The following is a 20,180-nucleotide window of genomic DNA, read 5'->3' on the forward strand; positions in this document are numbered from 1 at the left end:
TGCTAAATAAGGAAAGTCAATGAAGCAAGCGACAAATCTATATCAAGGACAAAGCCCGTTTTTACACCAAAATCTTTTGGATTCTTTTGATACTCTAAGCTCTATGCCAAACCCCAAAAACGCACTAAAAGCATTCCAAGATTTTAGTCAAAATCTCCCACCAAGATTGCCTGCTATAAAAGAGTGGAGACTATCAAATAGTGCTAATAATCCCAAAAACCCAAAGAAACCACCGCAAAAATCACAAGGGCGGGATAATATCAAAGCCATATTTACAAAAGAGATGAAGCAAACGCATACGATTTTAGTGCCAATGATGTTGCCTATTCACTTTCGCTTCTTAGTAAATATTTTGCACTTGCACGGATATAAAGCCGAGCTATTGCACAATGAGGGCAAGGGTGTGGTTGATGAGGGGTTGCGCAATGTGCATAATGACACTTGCTACCCTGCCCTGCTTGTCATCGGGCAAATGATAGACGCGCTAAAAAGTGGCAAATACGACTTAGACAAAGTCGCTTTGCTTATCACCCAAACAGGTGGTGGCTGTCGGGCTAGCAACTATATCCACCTCCTGCGCAAAGCCCTTATAAAAGCGGGGTTTGAGAGGATTCCTGTGATTTCGCTAAACTTCAGCGGACTAGAGAGTGGGCAAGGATTTCGCGTAAGCAGAGAAATGCTAAAGCATTTTACAAATGCAATGATTTATGGGGATTTGCTAATGTGCCTAGCAAATCAGTGCAAGCCTTATGAGCTAAACAAGGGCGATACTGACAAAGTAGTAAGCAAATGGATAGAGCGCGTAACAAACCATAACACAAGCGATTGTGCGCTAAAAACATCTATCAAAGCCACAGCCAAAACCACAAGCGGGCTTACAAGCTACAAATCCCTAAAACGCGATATGAAAGCGATTTTGCAAGATTTTGCTAGTATTAGTCGCACTCACACGCAAAAAGTCAAAGTCGGCATAGTGGGCGAAATCTATATCAAATTTTCCCCCATAGGCAACAATAACTTAGAAGACTTCTTGCTAGAAGAGGACTGCGAAGTGGTAATCCCGGGATTTTTAGATTTTGGGCTTTATTGCATAAATGATAGACTTGTGGATAACAAACTCTATGGCGATAAATTCTACAAAAAGCTTATCTATCAAGCGGTGTATTGGTATTTTTTGAAGCGACAAAAAGATATGATAAGCGCGATAAAAAAGCACGGGGTTTTTCGCGCACCTACGCCGTTTTGGCATACCAAAACCCTAGCAAATGGCTATGTCTCGCACGGAATGAATATGGGCGAGGGCTGGCTACTCACTGCTGAAATGCTAGAGCTACTAGAGCAAGGCGTAAATAATATCATTTGCACGCAACCCTTTGGTTGCTTGCCAAACCACATAGTAGGACGCGGTATGCTAAAGCTCATCAAAGAGCGAAATCCACAAAGCAACATAATATCCATAGACTACGACCCAAGCGCGACAAAAGTCAATCAAGAAAACCGCATAAAACTTATGCTCTCAAACGCCAAAAAAGAACTCTCCCAAAAACAAAAATGCTAAATCGCCAAAAGTGATTTAGAGCAGATAGGGGATATAAATGCAAAATCTAACGCCACAAAACAGCGATGATATAAGTGCTACAAGTGCTGATTCTAAGATAGTGGATTTAAATAATTCTAATGCGAAAGAATCTAGTGCAAAAGAATCCAAAATGGGAGATTCTATCGTGCAAGATAGCACACAAAAGCCAAAAGAATCTATCCTAAAAACTTCCTTGCCTTTTAGCAAGACACTCTCACTTAAACGAAACTATATCACTTCTGTGCGCAAAGGCAAAAAAAGCGATTCTAGCGCGAAACCTGCTAATGTTTCCTCTCCCAAAAAAGAAGCCCAAAAAGAACAAATGGTGCTAAAAATCTCTATGTTTAGCTCGCTAATTTTAGCGATATTTGGGATTGGCTTTGGGGTGGCTGTGCGCTCGCTTTCAATCGCATTTGATGGGTTTGTATCACTTATCAGTGTGGGGCTTGGTGCGCTTAGTGTGATAACTTCGCGCTATATCTACAAAGAAGATGATGATGTGTTTCAATACGGCTATGTGCGCTTTGAACCTATGGTAAATCTTTTTAAGGCGTTGGTGCTTGTTTTTGTGTGTGTGTATGCGTTTATAAACGCGCTTAGTAGCATTCTAAGTGGTGGGTATGAGGTGTATTTGGGTGGGGCTTGCGTGTATAGTGTGTGTGCGTTTTTGTTTTGTTTAGCACTTTTTGTCTACACTCACCGCGCTTGCAAAGCCCTAGAATCTGATTTAATCAAGGTGGATAATATTGAGTGGAAAATCGATTGTGTGCTATATTTGGGTGCGATTGTGGCGTTTGGCGTGATTTATGTGATATTAAGCGGGACAAGTGGTGGGAGCGCACTTGATTCTGGCACGATTAGCCCTAGTGCGAAAACATTGGCACGATATGTAGACCCTGCGCTTTTGTGCGTGCTATCCTTGCTACTTTGCATAAGCCCTGCAAAAATCGCCATAGCGAATTTCAAAGATTTGATAATGGTAGCCCCAAAAGAAATCGATGAAAAAATCACGCACATAATGGAGGAAATAAGCCAAAAATACGGCTTTAGCGACTATGATACACACACAGCAAAATCTGGTAGGTTTTTTATGGTGGAGATAAATATATTGGTAAAAGGGGATTATGAGGGCAAGGTGGCGGACTTGGATTCTATCCGTGAGGAGATACAGCACGCACTTGCAATCCCAAGCTACAAAATCTGGCTATCTGTAAGCTGGACTACAAATCCACAGTGGCTTTAGCGATTTTTTAAGCGATTTTGCATAAGTGGATTTTAGTTTTTTTAGCATTTGGGATTTGTAAATAGCCACCACGAGTTATAATCAATCGTGGTGCTTCAAATGCAACATAACGCGTAATATGACACGAAGTAATGCAACATAAAATAGGGCGATAAAGCAAAAATTAAACAAAAATACTTTATAATTCAAACTTGCTTTTATCCCAAGCGTGCGTTGATTTTTGGCGTGCATTTTTAGAGTGTTTTTGTGATTTAAGTGTTTATTTTTTAGTTTTGCTTTGTGCTAGTTTTTGGTTCTGTAGCTCAGTGGTAGAGCACTACCTTGACATGGTAGGGGTCGTTGGTTCAAGTCCAATCAGAGCCACCATTTTTTCTTACTTATCTTACTTATCTTACTTATCTTTATTTCTTACATTTCTTGCAAAATTTTCGCAATCTTTTTTACATAATCTTTTTTTGCACAATATTTTTACCCACAATATTTTGCCAATGCTTCACAATAAAAATCAAAAAAGATAGTCATACATAAGCAAAAAGCTATAATCCTCATAAGTATGTGTTTGACTTTCTTCTGCAAAGGTTTTGATAGGGAGTTTGGCTAAAATCTCTACTCGATGATGTTCATCAATGATACCAAAAACCCCTACATTTCCTAGAAAAACCCCTCTGCCTTGTTGTATCTGCTCGCTAGAATCATCACTAGATGAGATTTGCTTATCCTGCACTCCATAACCCACGCTTAAGCCACCTAGCCAGCCAAACTCAAACCTTTCGCTAAAGGAGTAGATTCTACCTTGTGCGTTTAGATTTGCCAAAAATGTAGAGGTAGCTTCACTCTCTAGCCCGCTAGGACGCACACTCAAAAAATAGTCCAAATACACGCGAAAGCCGATATAGGCTAGTGGCATATACTCATAGCCCGAGCGAAAGCCGATATTTAGCATAGATATTGTGTCTTTGGCATTAGCCGTGTCTTTTGGTATTTGTATCTCTACTCCATAGCCTAGCCCAGCTCCTATGAATAGTGAGTGAGGATTTTTGCGAGGTTTGCCTAGCTTGTTTTCCTCTATTTCTAGGGGGGTGAGTGTAAATTTTAGTGAGGAATCTTTATTTGTTGATTTGGATTTAGTAGTGGTTTTTTGGGTATTTTTGGGGCTATTTTTTGTGGTGGAGTTTGGACTTTGTGCAGGTTTGGATATTGGAGGTTTGGTAAATTTAGCGGGCTTTGTAGATTTTGCTTGAGTGGATTTTGTTTGGCTTGTGGGCTTTGCTAGTAGCATTTGGGTAAATCCACCGCAGACAACCCCCACACAAAAAGCAAAACACAAAAACTTATTAGCTATCATTTTTTATCCAAAATCTATCTAAAATCTAAAAATACAATATTTGAAAATCACGCAAAAGCCCACAGAAATCTTACCACACTAAACAGCGCAAAATCAAGCAAGCCTTTGTGATTTTGCTACGCGGTAAAATCGCTTGATTTTATCATCTATGGGGGCTAAAATCATATAAAAAACAGGCACGATTAAAAGACTTAAAAGCATAGAAATGATAAGCCCACCTATCATACAAATACCAATGGCAGATTTCATCGAGCTTCCCTCCCCTGTGGCAAGCGCAAGAGGTAGCATACCAAATACCATAGCGATAGTCGTCATAAGTATCGGGCGAAGTCGTAGCTCCCCTGCTATGAGAATAGCATCTTTTATGCCATAGCCCTCCTCGCGTTTTTCGTTTGCCACATCAATTAGCAGTGTGGCGTTTTTGCCGACCATTCCTATCAGCAGTATAAGCCCAAGCAATGAAAACATACTTAGTGGTTGCCCTACAATCCCTAGCGCGAAAAACGCGCCTGAAAAGCTAAGAGGCATCGTTACCATAATAATGATAGGCTCTAAAATCGACTCATAAAGCGCAGCCAAAATCAAATAAATCAACACAAACGCCGTGGCAACGGCTATGCCAAATGCAGCACCTGTCTCAGCTAGATTTTCTGCTTCGCCACTTAGGCTATAAGTCGCGCCTTGAGATAGCCACTCGCCTTTTGTTTTTTCGATTGTCTCTAGCACTTCACTTAGTGGATATTTTTTGCCATTTGGTTTTGTAGCAGTATTTGCATAGAGCATTATGCTTCGTTGGCGATTGTAGCGATTGATAGTGGTGGGGGTTTTTCCCTCCTCTATTTCTACCAAGCCTTCCAAAAACATCATATCGCCGTTTTTGTTTGGAATCTGTATGCGCTTTATGTCATTTACGCTTGCTCTGCGCTCATCTGGCACACGCAAAGTGATTTTGTATTCTTTGCCGTTTTCTTTGTAGTAGGCTACTTGGGTTTCGCCCGAAAAAGCCGCACTTATAGCATTCCCTATGTCTTTGGCACTTACCCCATATTCATTTGCATTTGCCCTCAATACTTTCAAGCGATATTCAGGCTGCCAATCAGATTGATTCTCGTGGTAATCAACTAACTTTCCTTTTAGCCTTTCATCGTGCAGCAAAAGCTGCTTTAGTTTGCTAGCACTCTCATCGACTAATCGCTGCTCGGGTGCGTATATCGCCACTTGTAGTGCGGAGTTGTCCCCCCCACCCATAAGTGGCACTTCTGCAGGAGTGATAGTAAGCCCACTAGATTCTTTGAGTGAGTATAGCCTTTTGCCCATTTCGCGCATCCATACAAATTGGTCTATATTGCGCTTGTCTCTATCGTGAAGTTTGACATAGATTTTGGATTTGTGCGTGTTTTGGGTTTTGCCATAAGCGACTTGTATCGTGGTATATTCGACATTTTGGGTGTCTTTGTTGATTTCTTTTTGGAGGGCTTCGGTTTTTGCCCTCATCTCATAGATACTGATTCCGGGCTGGGTTTGCACCCAAAAATACACTTGACTTCTGTCCTCTTTTAGCATAAATTCCATTCCTAGCTTTCCTGCCAAAAAAAGCGAGGCGATAAAAATACCAAGCACAGCTAAAGATACGATAAATTTTTGATTTAGCACAGATTTTAGCGTGCCTGCATACATTTCTTGAAGTCGCACAAAATACGGCTCTGTGTTGGTATAAAAAGCACTTTGCTTAGGACTAGCAATAAGTGAGCTAACCATAGGAATCACCGTCATCACTACTACATAAGAAATCCCAATCGCAAGCGCGACTGTAATCCCAAAGCTTTGGAAAAATTTGCCAATGATTCCAGACATATTTCCCACAGGCACAAACACCGACAAAAGCATAGCCGAAATAGCGAAGATTGCAAAAGCGATTTCGCGCACACCCTCATAGGCAGCTTCTCTTTTTTGCTTGCCCTCCTCTAGCTTTTTGTAGATGTTTTCGATGACTACTATGGCGTCATCTATGATGATACCGATAGAAAGCGTGATAGCCATCATCGTAAGCATATTTAGCGAGAATCCCATAGCTTGCACAAGTGCAAATGTCCCCAGCACCGAGATAGGTAGCGAGATAGCAGACACAAGCGTGATAGTTACATTTCGCAAAAACACAAACACCACAAGCACAGCCAAAATCCCACCCAAAATCAAGTCAAACTCAATGTCGTGGATAGATTCTTTGATAAATTCTGTGGTATCCAAAAACGGGCGGATATTATACCCCTCACTTACGGATTCTATGATGGGCAATGCCTTTTTTACACCATCGGCTATGGCTATGTCATTTGAGCCTGCGATTTTTTGCACTTCCATTATCACGCCGCCCTCGCCATTAAACGCAGCGTAAGTGTTATACTCCTCTAGCCCATCTTCTATGACAGCTATATCACTAAGCAAGACATTATCATTTAAGCGGATATTGCCGACTTTTTCGACACTTGGGCTATTGCCATCGGTAGTGATAGAAAATTGCTGTGTGGCATTTATGATTTTGCCCCCGTCTATTTCGACATTTTCGCTACCTAGTTTTTGGGAGATTTGAGAGTAGGTTATGTCATATTTTGCCATTAAGGTAGGGTCTGGATATACGCGGATATGTCGCTCTCTATATCCATTTAGTTGCACGCCACCTACGCCTGCGATTTTTTGGAGCTGGGGCTTTATGATAGTGTCTGTATGCTTCATAATCTCTGGTGCGGAGTGCGTAGCAGAGCTTACAAATAGCGAAATGATTGCCTGTCCGTTGGTATCGATTTTGTCAATAGAGGGCTTTCGTATATCTGCGTCCGTGAAATACACCGAAGAGACTTTGTTTATGACATCATTCACTGCTTCGCTTATAGGCTTTTCTAGCTGAAATTGGACGATGACAAGGCTTGTGTTTCGCACACTTACGGAGGTTACATTTTTTATGCCATCAATCCCTAGCACTTGCTCTTCTACTTTGTCAGTTACCTTGCTTTCAATCGTAGTGGCAGAAGCACCGGGATATACTGTGGATATAAGCACTATGGGAAAATCAATATTTGGCCAAAGTGCGACAGGGATTTTTTTTAGCCCCAAAAATCCAAAAAACATAATTCCCAAGCTAAACATTATCGTGCTAATGGGGCGATTGATAGCGAATTTATACATTAGCTTGTTCCTTTTTGTTGTTTTGGCTTACTTAAATGCTCTAATGATTTTGTGGCTTTTGATTTTCTTGTCCTATGTTTTCTTGTGGATTTTGTGAATTTGGCAAGTTTTGCGGATTTTGTGTGTGTTGTGGCGCATTTGCCTTTATAAACCCATCGCCAAAAAGCCCGGGCTTTAGCGTATTTGGTGCGCTTGCTTCAGCAGTGGCTTTGCGGGTGGATTTATCAATAGTGGGGTAGATTTTGTTTATGATGACAGATTGCTTGCTGCCTATGCCATCAATTGCGTATTCAAATGTATCGCCTATTTTGACTTTTGATAAATGCTTAGAATCAAACTGCAAAACGAGCTTTTTCTCCGCACTCACAAGGCGAAATAGCGCAGTGCTTGTCCCGCCCACGCCATCGCCTACTTCGATTTTTTTTTCTGCGATAGTGCCATCAAATGGCGCACGCAAAATGCTTTTGTTATACATTGATTGGTAGTATTGATAGTCTGCTTCTAGTTTTTTGAAGTTTGATTTTTGCTGGTCTAGGGTATTTTTATCCACTGCGTCCGCGCTTTTGGCGTATCGCTCCCATTGGGCTTTTGCAAAAAGATATTGCTGCTTTATGGATTCTAGTTGGGCGGCTTTGTCTTTGTTGTCAAGCACGAGGAGCTGCGCTCCTTTTTTTACTTCACTATCAACATCGACAAAGATTTTTTCCACCACGCCACTTACATCTATTGCGAGATTTGCGTCTTTGATTGCTTTGACATTAAACACAGCATATATATCCTCTGCATAGCTTGCGCCACCTAGTCCAAACAAAAACAAAATCAAAAACTTTGCAGACTTTTTCATCATACTACTCCGTATCGCTTAGGTTTGGCATTGCCACATTTTGCTACTTGACATACTCTTGTATTTGCTGTCCGCTATAAAAGATATAGTTTGCTTTTTGTAGCTCGTAGTTGTTTAGGGCTTGATTGTATGTTGATTCTGCATCATACTTGGTGCTTAGTGAGCGCAAGTAGTCAGTGAAATTTACAAGCTGGGAGTTGTATCGCTTGCGCACATTCTCAAAGGAAATATTAGCAGATTTTAGGCTAGCCTCTGATGAGCGGATTTGGCTTTTAGCGATTTCTAGTCGCTTACGATAAAGGGCTTCATCTTTTTGCTTCTCGGCTTGCTTATAGGCTAGCTCTTTTTGCTTGGATAATTTGTTTAGCTGGTAGCTTTGGCGTTGAAATCCTGTGGTGATTTTATCAAACAGCGTAAATGTCGCGGTAAGCGTAACGGTATTTGCGTGTGTGGGGAATTGCCTCGCCATAAAGTTGCCAAACTGCGGGTCTGCCCTCGTAACATAATCTGGCTTTTCGATTCTGTAAGTATAGGTATCTGCCACAGTTACTGTGGGGTAGAAGTGGTATTGTCGCTTTTGAAATTCTAATGCCTTTGTCTGCTCGCTAAGTGCGACTATGTCTTGCCTTTGCTCATCGCTACTAAGTCTTGGCGTGGATATGTCTTGGCGGACAAGTCCGTCAAATTCTAGCTTGGTAAGGTAGCGTAGCATAAATAGATTTTGCTCCACGCTTAGCTTCATATCAGCGATTTGGTATTCTGTGAGGGAGAGCTGGGAGCGCAAAGACTCCAAATCATCTATGGTGGATAGTCCCGCGTCATATAGTCGCTTCACGCGCGTTTCATCAGAGCGCACCTCCTCGTATTTGCGCTTTAGGGAGAGGAGCTGGGATAGGTTATTGAAATAGCTATAATACTCCTGAATCACTTGCAGATATATGCTTTGCTTTGCATACTCGGCATTTGCCACAGATGAGCGATATGTCGCAGCTCTCTCACGGATAAGGTTTATCGTGCTAAACCCGCTAAACAAATCAAGCGAAAATCTAGCGTTGAAGTTTTGTGTGCGGTAGTTACCAAACTGTCCAAATTTCATCGCATTTGCATCAAGACTTCGCAAATCAGAATAACTATGCTGCAAACTATAATCCACATCTAGCTTGGGGATAAAGCCTATTTTGGCTACGCGTGCGATTTGGCGATTGGATTCTACTTGGAGGAGCTGAGCTTGGAGGGAGTCATTACTCTTTGCCGCCTCTAAAAGCTCGGCTAGATTTACTTGGTGCTTGGATTCTTTTAGCAGAGATTCTACTTCATCTTGGAGGTTTTGGGAAGAGTATTCGCTAGCTAGCTGCTCCTCTTTGGTGGGCGAGCCTAGTGCGCTTTCAAATCCTTTATCATCAAATCCTCTATCTCCTTGCCCATAGATTCTTTGCCCTATAAATCCTTGTGAAATAGGGCTTTTGCTAGCAGGGTCATCAAAGGCTGGACTTTGACTAAAAGGACTTTGCAATGTGGTATCTTGCGAAGTGCTAGAAGTGCTAGAAGTGGTAGAAGTGGTAGAAGTGGTAGAAGTGGTAGAAGTGGTAGAAGTGGTAGAAGTGGTAGAAGTGCTTTGTGTAGAATCTAGCGTGCTAGGTGCTGCTTTGACACCCAAAGCACATACCCCACAAACGAAAAAGACATATAAAATTCTCATATTTTGCTCCCAAATCTTTGCTGCTTTTATGGTGTAGTTTTCTCTCAAGTCTTGCTTAGCTTTAGATTTTTATCTAATCTTATCTAAGGCTTTTTATCTAAAGCGACAAATGTGCTTGGCAAAATGCGCTTCAAAAAGCAATTTGCGTATTTTTGCTACATTTGCAACTTGTATTTATTTGCAACTCGCAGGGTTGCGACATTTTGCTATTCATAAATCAAATGCCTAAAAAGTCTTGACAAATCATTGCCAAAAGCGCAGTATAGCATAAAATTGTTTAATATTTTTCAAAATAGTTGTATATGCAACTATTTTATATTCGCTTCACATTTTATTTGACTTTGTTTTTTTATAAATACTTGTCTTTATTTTGATTTTATTTTTTTGTTTTGACTTTGCTTCGCAAGTGTTTGCTTATAACTCAAACATTTGTCATACTTTAAACGCCCAAGCCTGAAGCTCCCTCCTCCCTTAGCACGAGGGGCTAGGGGGTGGGTAGATACCACCTCCACACTTCAAGCAAGGCTAGCAACTGCAAGCAACAAAAACACAACTGCGAGCAAAACAAACGCAAGCACTTCCGTAATTGCGAGATTTTACTAAAGAAACTTCACTTCGTTTGTTTTGCGAAAGCAAAATCGTGGCAATCCAAATCATTGAAAGAATCACTTAGTGTTCATAAAAACACGCTAATCGTCCTTGCGAGGGCTTTAGCCCGAAGCAATCTATTTCCCCCTCCCTCTGCGGAGGGGGATTAAGGGGGAGGGTTCTTTTTCGTCATTGCACGCAAGTCTTGCGACTTGCTCGCAATGACGATTGGGGGTGGATTGCTACGAATCTGACAAATCAAATTCCAGCAATGACGGGTGGTGGATTGCTTCGCTGTGGCTAAAGCCACTGCCTCGCAATGACGAATTTTTCCGAGTTTTTACTAACGCAAAAGATACCCACCCCCAAACCCCCTCCGCAGAGGGAGGGGGTTTTTAAAAAGCCAAACACGGTTAATCTAATGAATAGTTTTTAAATAAACGAATACCCTCTGCCACAATTCTATCATTATTACTTTAGCTCTTTTAGTGCGCGTTTTAGTATGTCCTCATCTTGGGCTAAATCAGCCCAAAGCAGATTTTCCCCACTTTGTTTATCCCCACTTAGCAAATCTCCACTTTTGCGGTAAGCCAAGTCAAGCCTAGCGATTTCAAACCCACTGCTTTGGGTGGCAAAATCTTTTAGCCGCGCATTATCGCCATTGCTTTGGGTGTATAAAAAGCAATACCCCTTTAGTCCATTGCGGCTTACGCGCCCGCGTAGCTGATGAAGCGTGGCTAGCCCTAGTCGCTCTGGCGCGATTATGACTATGGTAGAGAGATTTGGTAGTGAGATTCCCACCTCTATAAGCGTGGTGGCGAGCAAGATTTTGCCCTCTTTGGCAAAGGCTTCTAGCACTTCTTGCTTGTCTTTGTCCTGTCCAGAAGTGATAAACACCCCACTAAATCGCTCCTGCCAAAATCTAGCCCCCTCGCTAAGAGAGAGATAGTCTATGACTTCGCTTTGCTCCACAAGCGGATAGATGATAGCGACTTGGTGGTTTTGGGCTACTTCGCTTTGTATGTGTGCAAGTAGCTCTTTGAAGTCGCTACGAGTGATGATGTGCGTAGAAATGTCTTTTTTGAAAGGTAGCTCATCAATGATACTGACATCTATCATTTTGGATTCTAGCATCGCCATAGTGCGTGGGATAGGCGTAGCAGAAAACTGCAAAATATGGGGCTTGCTAGCTTGTTTTGTTTTTGGATTTTTTTCTAGGTGTGCTTGCAAATCAGCCTGTGATTTTGCTTTGAAATCCACGCTAGAATCTATCTTAGCACTAGAATTTGCGCTAGAATCCTTAGCCTTGCCAAAGCTAGCACCAAAATCCGCGCTAGAATTTTGCCTTGTGCTACTTGCTAGCTTTTCTAGTGTGTATCGCTGCTTCGTGCCAAATCTATGCTGCTCATCACTCATCACAAGTGCGAAATCCTCCCCCTCAATGTCCCTATAAAGCAAGGCTTGCGTGCCGATGATGAAGTCATAGTCAAAAAGTGTGTCAAAATCTTTGCTATCTTTTTTGCCTTTTGATTTTTGTGTGGCTTTGCTTATCTTAAACTCTTTGGAATCCCCTGTGATAAGCCCCACACGCACAAAGCTAGGCAGATACAATCTTGCTTGCTCATATAGCTGCTTTGCCAAAATCGTAGTAGGTGCCATAAGTAGGGATTTTTGCGGATATGCTATCATCACACTTGAGAGAATCACCATAGTTTTGCCACAGCCCACATCTCCCATAACAAGCCTACGCGCCGCCCTGCCACTACCAAAATCACGCGCTATTTCTGCGATGACACGAGATTGAGCGTTTGTAAGCCTAAAGGGAAGTGATGAGACAAACTCACTATAATCCCCCCTGCATACACATTTGGCAGGAAAATCGCTTTTTTTCTTGCTAAGTCGCAAAGCATAGTAAAAAAGCTCTACAAATTTCAACGCTTCTAAATGCTTGCCACTAAAGCCCTTGTGTGAAGTATAGAGAGCATAAAACTCCTCATTTGGATAGAAAATATCCATAATGCTTTGTGCTATGTCGCTAGGAAGTCCTAGATTGGCTAGATTTTTTTGCGTAATGTAAGTCTTACAAAGGGAGTGAATGGAGGTGGATTTGTGCTTTGCTACCTTAAAAATAGGCAAAATCTCGCCAAGAGATTTTATGACTTTAGGCTGGATAAAGCTAGGTGTGCCATTATTTAGTCGCATTTTACCCTGCACTATGACTTCTTGCCCGAGTGTGAAAAGTGCTTTGTGATAGGGCTTGGGGTGAAAATACACAATCTCCACCATTGCATTTAGGCTTTTTGAAAATCCATAAAAAGTATATGCCTTTGGGTGATAGCGAGAATCTGTGATTTGCAAAGATAGCGCGCCTTCTACGCTATCTGCCAAATTCTGTATTGGCATTGTGTTTTGATAGCTATGTGGGGGGGTTAGGATTAGCTCATATAGATTGCCAAAGCCAAACTGCGCTAGGGATTGCATATTTTAGATTAGCTTAGTATATTTTTGGCTTGTGTTTGGCTCTTTAAGCTAGAAAGCGGATTTTGCTTAGTATTCTAGCTCGATAAGTCCGCATAGAATGTGTATCACTAAAATATGTGCTTCTTGGATTCTAGGTGTGTTATCACTTGGGATTACAAGATTTATATCGCTCAAACTATTCATTTTCCCTCCGCCTTTTCCGCTTAATCCCACACATTTGCACCCCATAGCTTTGCCACTCTCAAAAGCATTTAGCACATTTGCAGAGTTTCCGCTTGTGCTTATCCCAAAAAGCACATCTCCGCGCTTGGCGATAGCCTCTACTTGACGAGAAAACACCACATCAAACCCATAGTCATTGCCAATAGCAGTAAGCGCGGAAGTGTCTGTGCTAATAGCGATTCCTGCTAGGGCTTCGCGCTCTTTTTTGTAGCGTCCGCTAAGCTCTGCGGCGAAATGCTGTGCATCAGCAGCACTCCCACCATTTCCAAATGTGATTAGCTTGTTGCCTTGCTTTAGCGCGTCTGTGATGAGATTTGCCACTTTGATTATGCTAGATTCTAGGGATTTGGTTTGCTCTAGGGTGGCGATTGACTCGGCTATCTCTTTTTGGATAAAGTCTTGCATTTTTGCTCCTTATGTAATTTTTATATTTGCTTGCAAAAAATTTGCCTTTAAGTATAAATAAGATTGTTAAACAACTATGGCTAATCACTATTTAATCGCCAAAACTACACCAAAACTATGCGGGCAAAATCTCCTAACATTTTGGCTAGCCACAAGCAAATAAAACACCATAATTTTTGTCATCTGTGGTTTTGGATTTAGCCTAGTGCTTACCATATAGCCCAAATGCTGCTTGCCCAAAACTTATCCCGCTATCATTTGTCGGCACGATAGTGTGAAAAAAGTGCGGAATCTTTGCCCTAGAAAATAGCGCGTGGATTTCATCGCACAATGCCTTGTTTTGAAACACGCCGCCACTAAAGCCGACTTTTATTTGCTTGTGGCTAGATTTTGCTTCACTTGTCGTGCTTCCTAAAAACTCTTTTGTAAAATCTAGTGCGATGATACTAAGCGTGTGAATAAACCTCCTAGCGATATGTGGCAAAGGCTCGCCCAAAAATATATCCTCACAGATTTCATAGATAAAAGATTCTAGGCTTACTACACCATTTTGCAAGCAAAAAGTGTATGGCTTAAAATCTAGCTTAGGACACTGATAATACAGCTCCTCTATAAGTGCGCCACTTTCACCCTCATAGCGCGTGTTTTGGAGGATTCCAAGTAGGCTTGCTACGCCGTCAAATAGCCTGCCTACCGAAGTGGTTTTGTGCGAGTTTATGCCCTTTTGGATAGCGACTTTTAGCAGTGGCAAAATCTCTTTTGAAATCACTTCTGTTTCGTATTTGGCTACCATTTTTTCGTGTCCGCATAACTTGCTTAGGGCATATCCTACACGCCAAATCTCTTTTATCGCTACCTCCCCACCATAGAGGAAAAACTCGCCAAAATGCCCTACCCTACGAATGCCACCAAACCCACCAAATAAAAACTCACCTCCCCAAATACTGCTATCCTCCCCTAGCCCACTCCCATCCCATATAATCCCCAAAATCTCCTCATCTACACTGCTAGCCACCTCGCCCAAAATCGCGCACAAATGCGCGTGATGATGATAGATTTGCAAATGTTTTGTGGTGGCGTAATTTTCCTCTCTAATTTGCTTTGCTAGCTTCACACTCTCATATCGGGGGTGAAAATCGCTTACTAGCACGCGTGGCGTAAAATCATACACGAGGGCAAAAAACTCCATATTTGTGATAAATTTTTCTTGCGTAGCCACGCTAGATAAATCCCCGATATAATGGCTTAGCATAAATCGCTTTTCATCACAAAAGCAAAGTGTGCTTTTATCTTGCGCTCCAAAGGCTAGGATTTTTATCTCGCCTTTATCAGTGCTTTTGTGGTGCTTAATAGAATCTGCTTGATTTTGTTTGGGACAAGATTTTGGATTTTGCAGATTTTGTGGGGAAGTTTGATTTTGCAAGTTTATTGATTTTTGTGGCGTTTGATTTTGCAGATTTGGCAGTGCAAAATTTAGCGGTGTCTTGCCCCTAGCTAAGCGAATAGGGCGCATATCCCCAGCGATAAAGCGCAATATGCTATCATCTATGCCATTATAAATCTCACGCTCAAAGTCCAAAAAATAGCTTGTGATAGATTCTAGCTTTTCTTGAGCTTCTTGCAGGTTTGTGATGATTGGCTCTCCTTTTAGATTCGCGCTTGTGTAGATGATGGGCTTACCAAATATGCTAAAACAAATATGATGCAACGCCGTGTTTGCAAGCAAGATTCCAATAGTGGATAGATTTGGTGCGATTTGCTCCAAAGCCAAACCTAGTGGATTTTGCTTGTTTTGCCAAGCTAGCACGATAGGTGCGCTCGCCTCGCACAATGCGCTAGATTCTGCTTTGTTTAGATTTGCGATTTTTTGTGCGGTGGCTATGTCTTTTGCCATTATGGCAAATGGCTTGGTTGGGCGATTTTTTTTCTCCCGCAAGGTAGTGATAGCACTAGCATTTGTCGCATCACAGATAAGTGCAAACCCACCTAAGCCCTTTATGCAAACTATCTTGCCAGAATCTAAAAGCACTGCTAGCCTATCAAATATATCTCTATCTTTTGTGATAATCTCTCTACCCTCATAAAGCCTTATAGGCACGGCACAATCATTGCACGAGATAGGTTGGGCGTGAAAAAATCTGCTTTGCATATCTGCATAATCCTGCTTGCATTTTTGGCACATTTCATACTTACTCATCGCTGTGTTTTCTCTATCATAGGGCAAGGATTTGATAAGTGAGTATCGCCCACCACAATTTGTGCAAGAAATGAGATGATAGAGATAGTGCCTAGAAGTGGGGCAAAAAATATCGCTTAAGCACTCCTTGCAAATAGCTAAATCCTGCGGAATACTAGAATCTAGCGAAAAAAAAGCAGGGATAGAATCCAAAATCTCAAAACTAGATTTTGGATTTTGCTTGGAATCTTTGTTGCGAGTTTGAGTGGATTTTGGAGTGGATTTAGGGCTAGATTTGTGCATATTTCGCACCTTATGATAATCCTCTTCACAAAGATAAGAAATGCTTATAGAGTGGATTTTGGCATTTGTAGGCAGAGAAGCAAAAAACGCGCTAAAAAACGCGCTAAAATCTGTGCTAGCGCAATTTTTGCTAGCAAAATCAGCGCAATCTCTATCGTGCAAGTAGTGTAAAGAGCGCAAAGGAGGCAAAAGCACAAGAGAAAAATCCAAATCTAGCACAAAAAATCGCACAAACTTTTTTGCTATAAACTTCTTTTCTGCAAAATTCTTTTCCGCAAATCTCTTGGCTACATTTTTTTTTGCCACATTTGTTCTTGCTATGCTTGTTTTTTGATTTGCTAGATTTGTGCTTAGATTTTCCCAAGTATCCCAAGTGTATGGCAAATCTACATAGATTATCCCATCGCCACCGACATTTGCCACACTTCCGCATAGTCCCAAATCATTCCCCAAAGTGCAAACAAATGGGCGAAATCCAACCCCTTGAGTGATTCCTTTGCAGTGAATTTTTAGCATTTGCTTTTACTAATAAAGCTGCATAGTTATGCAGTGCAAACTTCCGTGCCATTTGATAAGCGTGCGTGCATTTACCCCCACAACGCGCAAATGAGGCAGTGCATTTGATAAAATCTCTATTGCCTTTTTGTCGTTTTTGTCATCATAAGTTGGCACAAGTAGCCCACCATTTACAAACAAAAAGTTTGCATAGCTCGCAGGCAATCTCTCTTTTTTGTCGCTACTTGCGCTATCATCACTAGCTTCATATATCGCGCTTACAAAGGGCAAACGGATAAGTTTATAGGGCTTGCCGTTTTTTTGACGAAAAGATTTTAGCTGTGCTTGCATTTTTGCTAGCTCCTCATAGTGCTCATCATTTGTATCATCACAGCCCACATAAGCGATAGTTTGCCTATCTACAAATCGTGCTAACATATCGATATGACTATCTGTATCATCGCCACGCAAATACCCAAAATCCACCCACAAAACTCGGCTTATGCCTAGCGTTTTTTTGAGCTTGGATTGTATTTGGCATTTGCTTAGGCTTGGATTGCGATTTGGCTCAAGCAAGCAAGCACTTGTAGTAAGCAAAGTCCCTGCCCCATCTGTGTCGATACTGCCACCCTCTAGCACAAAATCTATCGTGCGCATAGTGTCTTTTAGGATTTTCATTTTTTTTAGATTTGCGTTTATTTGGTTGTCAAAATTTGCGCTATATTTTAGCCCCCAGCCATTGAAGCAAAAATTTAGCAAAATATTTTTTGGTGGTTTTTGGGGGCTTTGTGATGACAAAGTTATCACACCAAAATCCCGAGCCCAAGTGTCATTTGTCGGCACAAATGCGATTGTGATTGATTGGCTAAGTTTTAGCGAGCTAAAGCAAAAAGTGTGGAGATTTTTTATCGTAGGTTTTGCAAAATCACTAGCAAACTCGTTTTGCAAAAATTCAAATCCTTGCAAATCCTGCGTATCTAGGCAGATGATGACTTTTTCAAACTGCGTAATTGCTTTGATAATCTCTACAAAGCACGCTCTTGCTTCATCTATATGACTAGCCCAATCGCTATTTGCGTGGGGAAATGAAAGCAAAATCGCTCTTTGCTTCTCCCACTCGGCTTTTAGGCGGATTTGTGATTTTTTTGTTTGGTGTGATAGGTGTAATGATTTTTTTTGCATAGATTCTCCTTAAGGTAAGAATATGGTTTATCTGTGGGCTATCAAAGAAGTGAGATTTTATCAAAATGTGATTTTGCAAAGCGATTTCGCGCTAAAAGCCACTTAAAGTATTAAAATATTTCCGTTAAAGCAAGGCTAAATTATAGCAGATTTTGCATAGCACTTAAGTCAATGTAATATGCTATAATCATTGCTCGTATTTTTTGGCATTTTTGCATTTCTAAACTTTCTCTTTTGTGTTATGATACGCTAAAACACTTCTAAAAAGGCTTATGATGAATACTTTTCACTTTGATTTTTACTCCACGCTTGTCGTTATGGTGGCAGTGCTGATTTTGGGGCGATTTATCATCGCTCGCGTGAAAGTTTTGCAAGATTACAATATCCCAGAACCTGTCGTGGGCGGGCTTATCGCTACGGTTGTGATTTTTGGTGTGTATAAATTTGCAGGCTTAGAGCTAAAGTTTGAATCCTCACTAAAAGACCCGCTAATGCTAGCGTTTTTTACCTCTGTGGGGCTTAGTGCGGATTTTGCCTCGCTCAAAAAAGGCGGGAGACTGCTTGGGATTTTTCTTGTGATAGTTTGCGGGCTACTTATCTTGCAAAACCTTATCGGCGTTGGTGCGGCTTATGCGATGGGTGTAAATCCGCTTGTAGGGCTGCTTGGTGGCTCTATCACTATGAGTGGAGGGCACGGCACGGGTGTGGCGTGGGCAGATATTTTCAAATCTATGCCTTATAACTTCAGCGCGGCTACGGAAGTGGCACTATCGTGCGCGACTTTTGGGCTTATTATGGGCGGGATTATCGGTGGTCCTGTGGCGCGGTTTTTGGTAAAGCACTACAAACTAAAAACCCCCGATAAAGTCCAAGATGACAATCCACACGGCTTTGAAGCCCCTACAAAAGAGCGACTCATCACTTCTGTAAGTTTCATAGAATCCCTAGCCCTCATTGCCATTTGTCTGCTTGTAGGCACTTTGGCTAAGGGCTTTGAGCGGGGCTATCTAGCAGGGCTTGACATACAATACATAAAGGATTTCAACTTGCCGACTTTCGTGTATTGCCTATTTTGTGGGGTGATTTTGCGAAATGTTTTAAGCGCGCTTAAAATCCACCAAGTATTTGACAGGGAAGTCTCTGTAATCGGGAATGTAAGCCTCTCGCTTTTCCTTGCCTTTGCGATGATGACGATAAATTTATGGGAGCTTGTCTCGCTAGCACTGCCTATGGTGGTTATTCTTGCCACACAAGCTGTCGTTATGGTGCTATACGCGGTGTTTGTAACATTTAAATTCTGTGGGAAAGACTATGATGCGGCTGTGCTAGCAGCTGGGCATTGTGGATTTGGGCTTGGCGCGACACCTACGGCTATGGTAAATATGCAAACAGTTACCTCACACTATGGACCAAGCCATATTTCTTTTATCATCGTGCCTTTGGTGGGTGCGTTTTTTATCGACATTATAAACGCGCTTGTGATACAGGGGAGCTTAAGCCTTATCGCAGGGTAAATTTGGGTAAATTTGCTAGAAGCTAGGGATAAATTCAATAGAAGCTGGGCAGAATCAAAAAGCAAAGACAAAAGTTTTGCCAAAAGGCATTAGAAAGCATCGCCACACTACACATTTGCAACACTTGCAAAAAGTGCTACAAATGCACAACACAAATGTGTAGGTCGTGGCTTAGAATCTATATCGCTAGTAATTCCACAAAAGCCTAGCAGAAATGCTATAAGTTTCTTGCAATACATAAGCACCTTTAGGTTCAAGTAAATTATGCTTGATAAAAGGCACACGAGCAGCTACTTCTATGCCAAAATGTTTAGCGATATTTGTGCGTAAGCCCACATTTAGCCCGACATCAAAGCTAGTATAACTAACCTTTACACCCATAGACTCAAAAGCATCAAGAGCTTCTTTATTTTGCCCTGTGAAAAAATAAGTCTGCCCACCCACTCCTAGTCCTACAAACGCACCCAAATCTGCATAATCTGTGGCAAGGAAGTTTGCTATTGCATCGAGATTTACGCCATAGTTTAGCCGAAATAACCAATCGCCACTTCTTTTGTCGTAGACTTGAGTAACATTGGCATTTCCATAAAAGCGGATACCAAAATATTTGACAAAAAATTTATTGTAGCCTAGCAGTAGTCCGTATTTGAAGCCGCCATCTTTTTCTTTATAAGCAACACCTGAAACTGAACTAAGCAGCTCGCCATAGCCTAGCTCCACTCCTGCAAATAAACCACTGCGGTCATAACCATAATCATAATGCTTGGTAGGCTTTTGCGGTGTGGTTTGGGTGGTTTGGATAGATTGCGTAGTGCTTGTCGCGCTAGAATCACCAGTAGCCTTATCAGCGGGTTTATTGCTAGATTGTTCTTTTTTGGCTTGGTCAATCTGCTTTTGTAGCTCTAAGAGTCGCAGTTCTTTTTC

General features: G+C 41.6%; 15 protein-coding genes and 1 tRNA gene. 6 read left to right on the forward strand and 10 right to left on the reverse strand.

What is annotated here, in order from left to right; all coding sequences use genetic code 11:
• Positions 1–19: 19 nt before the first annotated feature.
• The 3 genes from CQA40_RS02190 to CQA40_RS02200 all read left to right on the forward strand — a co-directional run bounded on the left by CQA40_RS02190 (position 20) and on the right by CQA40_RS02200 (position 3,188).
• Complete coding sequence (locus CQA40_RS02190) at positions 20–1,558, forward strand: 2-hydroxyacyl-CoA dehydratase (protein ID WP_258864428.1); 1,539 nt, start codon at positions 20–22, stop codon at positions 1,556–1,558.
• A 37-nt stretch (positions 1,559–1,595) separates the two neighbouring features.
• On the forward strand, positions 1,596–2,822 hold the full coding sequence (locus CQA40_RS02195) for a cation diffusion facilitator family transporter (protein WP_258864429.1): 1,227 nt from the start codon (positions 1,596–1,598) through the stop codon (positions 2,820–2,822).
• 291 nt (positions 2,823–3,113) lie between these two features.
• Positions 3,114–3,188: transfer RNA gene (locus CQA40_RS02200), tRNA-Val, on the forward strand.
• Between the two features lie 139 nt (positions 3,189–3,327).
• On the opposite strand, the gene CQA40_RS02205 is transcribed toward CQA40_RS02200, so the two are convergent.
• The 4 genes from CQA40_RS02205 to CQA40_RS02220 all read right to left on the reverse strand — a co-directional run bounded on the left by CQA40_RS02205 (position 3,328) and on the right by CQA40_RS02220 (position 9,890).
• The gene (locus CQA40_RS02205) at positions 3,328–4,167 is read right to left on the reverse strand and encodes a hypothetical protein (RefSeq protein WP_147290138.1); all 840 of its coding nucleotides are present in this window, start codon (positions 4,165–4,167) and stop codon (positions 3,328–3,330) included.
• Between the two features lie 93 nt (positions 4,168–4,260).
• Positions 4,261–7,347: an efflux RND transporter permease subunit gene (locus CQA40_RS02210; RefSeq protein ID WP_115519342.1), complete on the reverse strand. Its 3,087-nt coding sequence runs from the start codon at positions 7,345–7,347 to the stop codon at positions 4,261–4,263.
• A gap of 40 nt (positions 7,348–7,387) precedes the next feature.
• Positions 7,388–8,191: an efflux RND transporter periplasmic adaptor subunit gene (locus tag CQA40_RS02215; protein ID WP_115519343.1), complete on the reverse strand. Its 804-nt coding sequence runs from the start codon at positions 8,189–8,191 to the stop codon at positions 7,388–7,390.
• A gap of 43 nt (positions 8,192–8,234) precedes the next feature.
• The gene (locus tag CQA40_RS02220) at positions 8,235–9,890 is read right to left on the reverse strand and encodes a TolC family protein (RefSeq protein ID WP_181882796.1); all 1,656 of its coding nucleotides are present in this window, start codon (positions 9,888–9,890) and stop codon (positions 8,235–8,237) included.
• Positions 9,891–10,381: 491 nt separating this feature from the next.
• Between CQA40_RS02220 and CQA40_RS10815 the strand changes: the two genes are divergently transcribed.
• Both CQA40_RS10815 and CQA40_RS10970 read left to right on the forward strand, forming a co-directional pair.
• Positions 10,382–10,648, forward strand: coding sequence for a hypothetical protein (locus tag CQA40_RS10815; RefSeq protein WP_147290139.1), 267 nt, complete (start codon positions 10,382–10,384; stop codon positions 10,646–10,648).
• Between the two features lie 64 nt (positions 10,649–10,712).
• A complete protein-coding gene (locus CQA40_RS10970; protein WP_181882797.1) occupies positions 10,713–10,877 on the forward strand; it encodes a hypothetical protein in 165 nt (54 codons plus the stop codon).
• A gap of 72 nt (positions 10,878–10,949) precedes the next feature.
• Here the strand turns inward: CQA40_RS10970 and CQA40_RS02230 are convergent, their stop codons facing one another.
• From CQA40_RS02230 to CQA40_RS02245, 4 genes are all read right to left on the reverse strand, one after another.
• On the reverse strand, positions 10,950–12,959 hold the full coding sequence (locus tag CQA40_RS02230) for a DEAD/DEAH box helicase (RefSeq protein WP_181882798.1): 2,010 nt from the start codon (positions 12,957–12,959) through the stop codon (positions 10,950–10,952).
• A gap of 66 nt (positions 12,960–13,025) precedes the next feature.
• On the reverse strand, positions 13,026–13,586 hold the full coding sequence (gene gmhA / locus CQA40_RS02235) for a D-sedoheptulose 7-phosphate isomerase (RefSeq protein ID WP_115519345.1): 561 nt from the start codon (positions 13,584–13,586) through the stop codon (positions 13,026–13,028).
• A 202-nt stretch (positions 13,587–13,788) separates the two neighbouring features.
• A complete protein-coding gene (locus CQA40_RS02240) occupies positions 13,789–16,581 on the reverse strand; it encodes a carbamoyltransferase HypF (protein WP_115519346.1) in 2,793 nt (930 codons plus the stop codon).
• A 9-nt stretch (positions 16,582–16,590) separates the two neighbouring features.
• Positions 16,591–17,742 (reverse strand): agmatine deiminase family protein, encoded by a 1,152-nt coding sequence (locus CQA40_RS02245; RefSeq protein ID WP_115519347.1) that lies wholly within the window; start codon positions 17,740–17,742, stop codon positions 16,591–16,593.
• A gap of 275 nt (positions 17,743–18,017) precedes the next feature.
• On the opposite strand from CQA40_RS02245, the gene gltS reads away from it, so the two are divergent.
• Entirely contained in the window at positions 18,018–19,256 is a 1,239-nt protein-coding gene (gene gltS / locus CQA40_RS02250) for a sodium/glutamate symporter (protein WP_115519348.1), read from the forward strand.
• A gap of 186 nt (positions 19,257–19,442) precedes the next feature.
• Here the strand turns inward: gltS and CQA40_RS10975 are convergent, their stop codons facing one another.
• The gene (locus CQA40_RS10975) at positions 19,443–19,976 is read right to left on the reverse strand and encodes an outer membrane beta-barrel protein (RefSeq protein ID WP_181882799.1); all 534 of its coding nucleotides are present in this window, start codon (positions 19,974–19,976) and stop codon (positions 19,443–19,445) included.
• Positions 19,967–20,089 carry a hypothetical protein gene (locus CQA40_RS11525; RefSeq protein ID WP_258864430.1) on the reverse strand — a complete coding sequence of 41 codons (123 nt, stop codon included), beginning with the start codon at positions 20,087–20,089 and terminating at the stop codon, positions 19,967–19,969. Before CQA40_RS11525 ends, CQA40_RS10975 begins: the two co-directional genes overlap by 10 nt.
• Positions 20,090–20,180 lie beyond the last annotated feature (91 nt).

Source organism: Helicobacter sp. MIT 01-3238 (genome assembly GCF_003364135.1).
Taxonomy (GTDB): Bacteria; Campylobacterota; Campylobacteria; order Campylobacterales; family Helicobacteraceae; genus Helicobacter_B.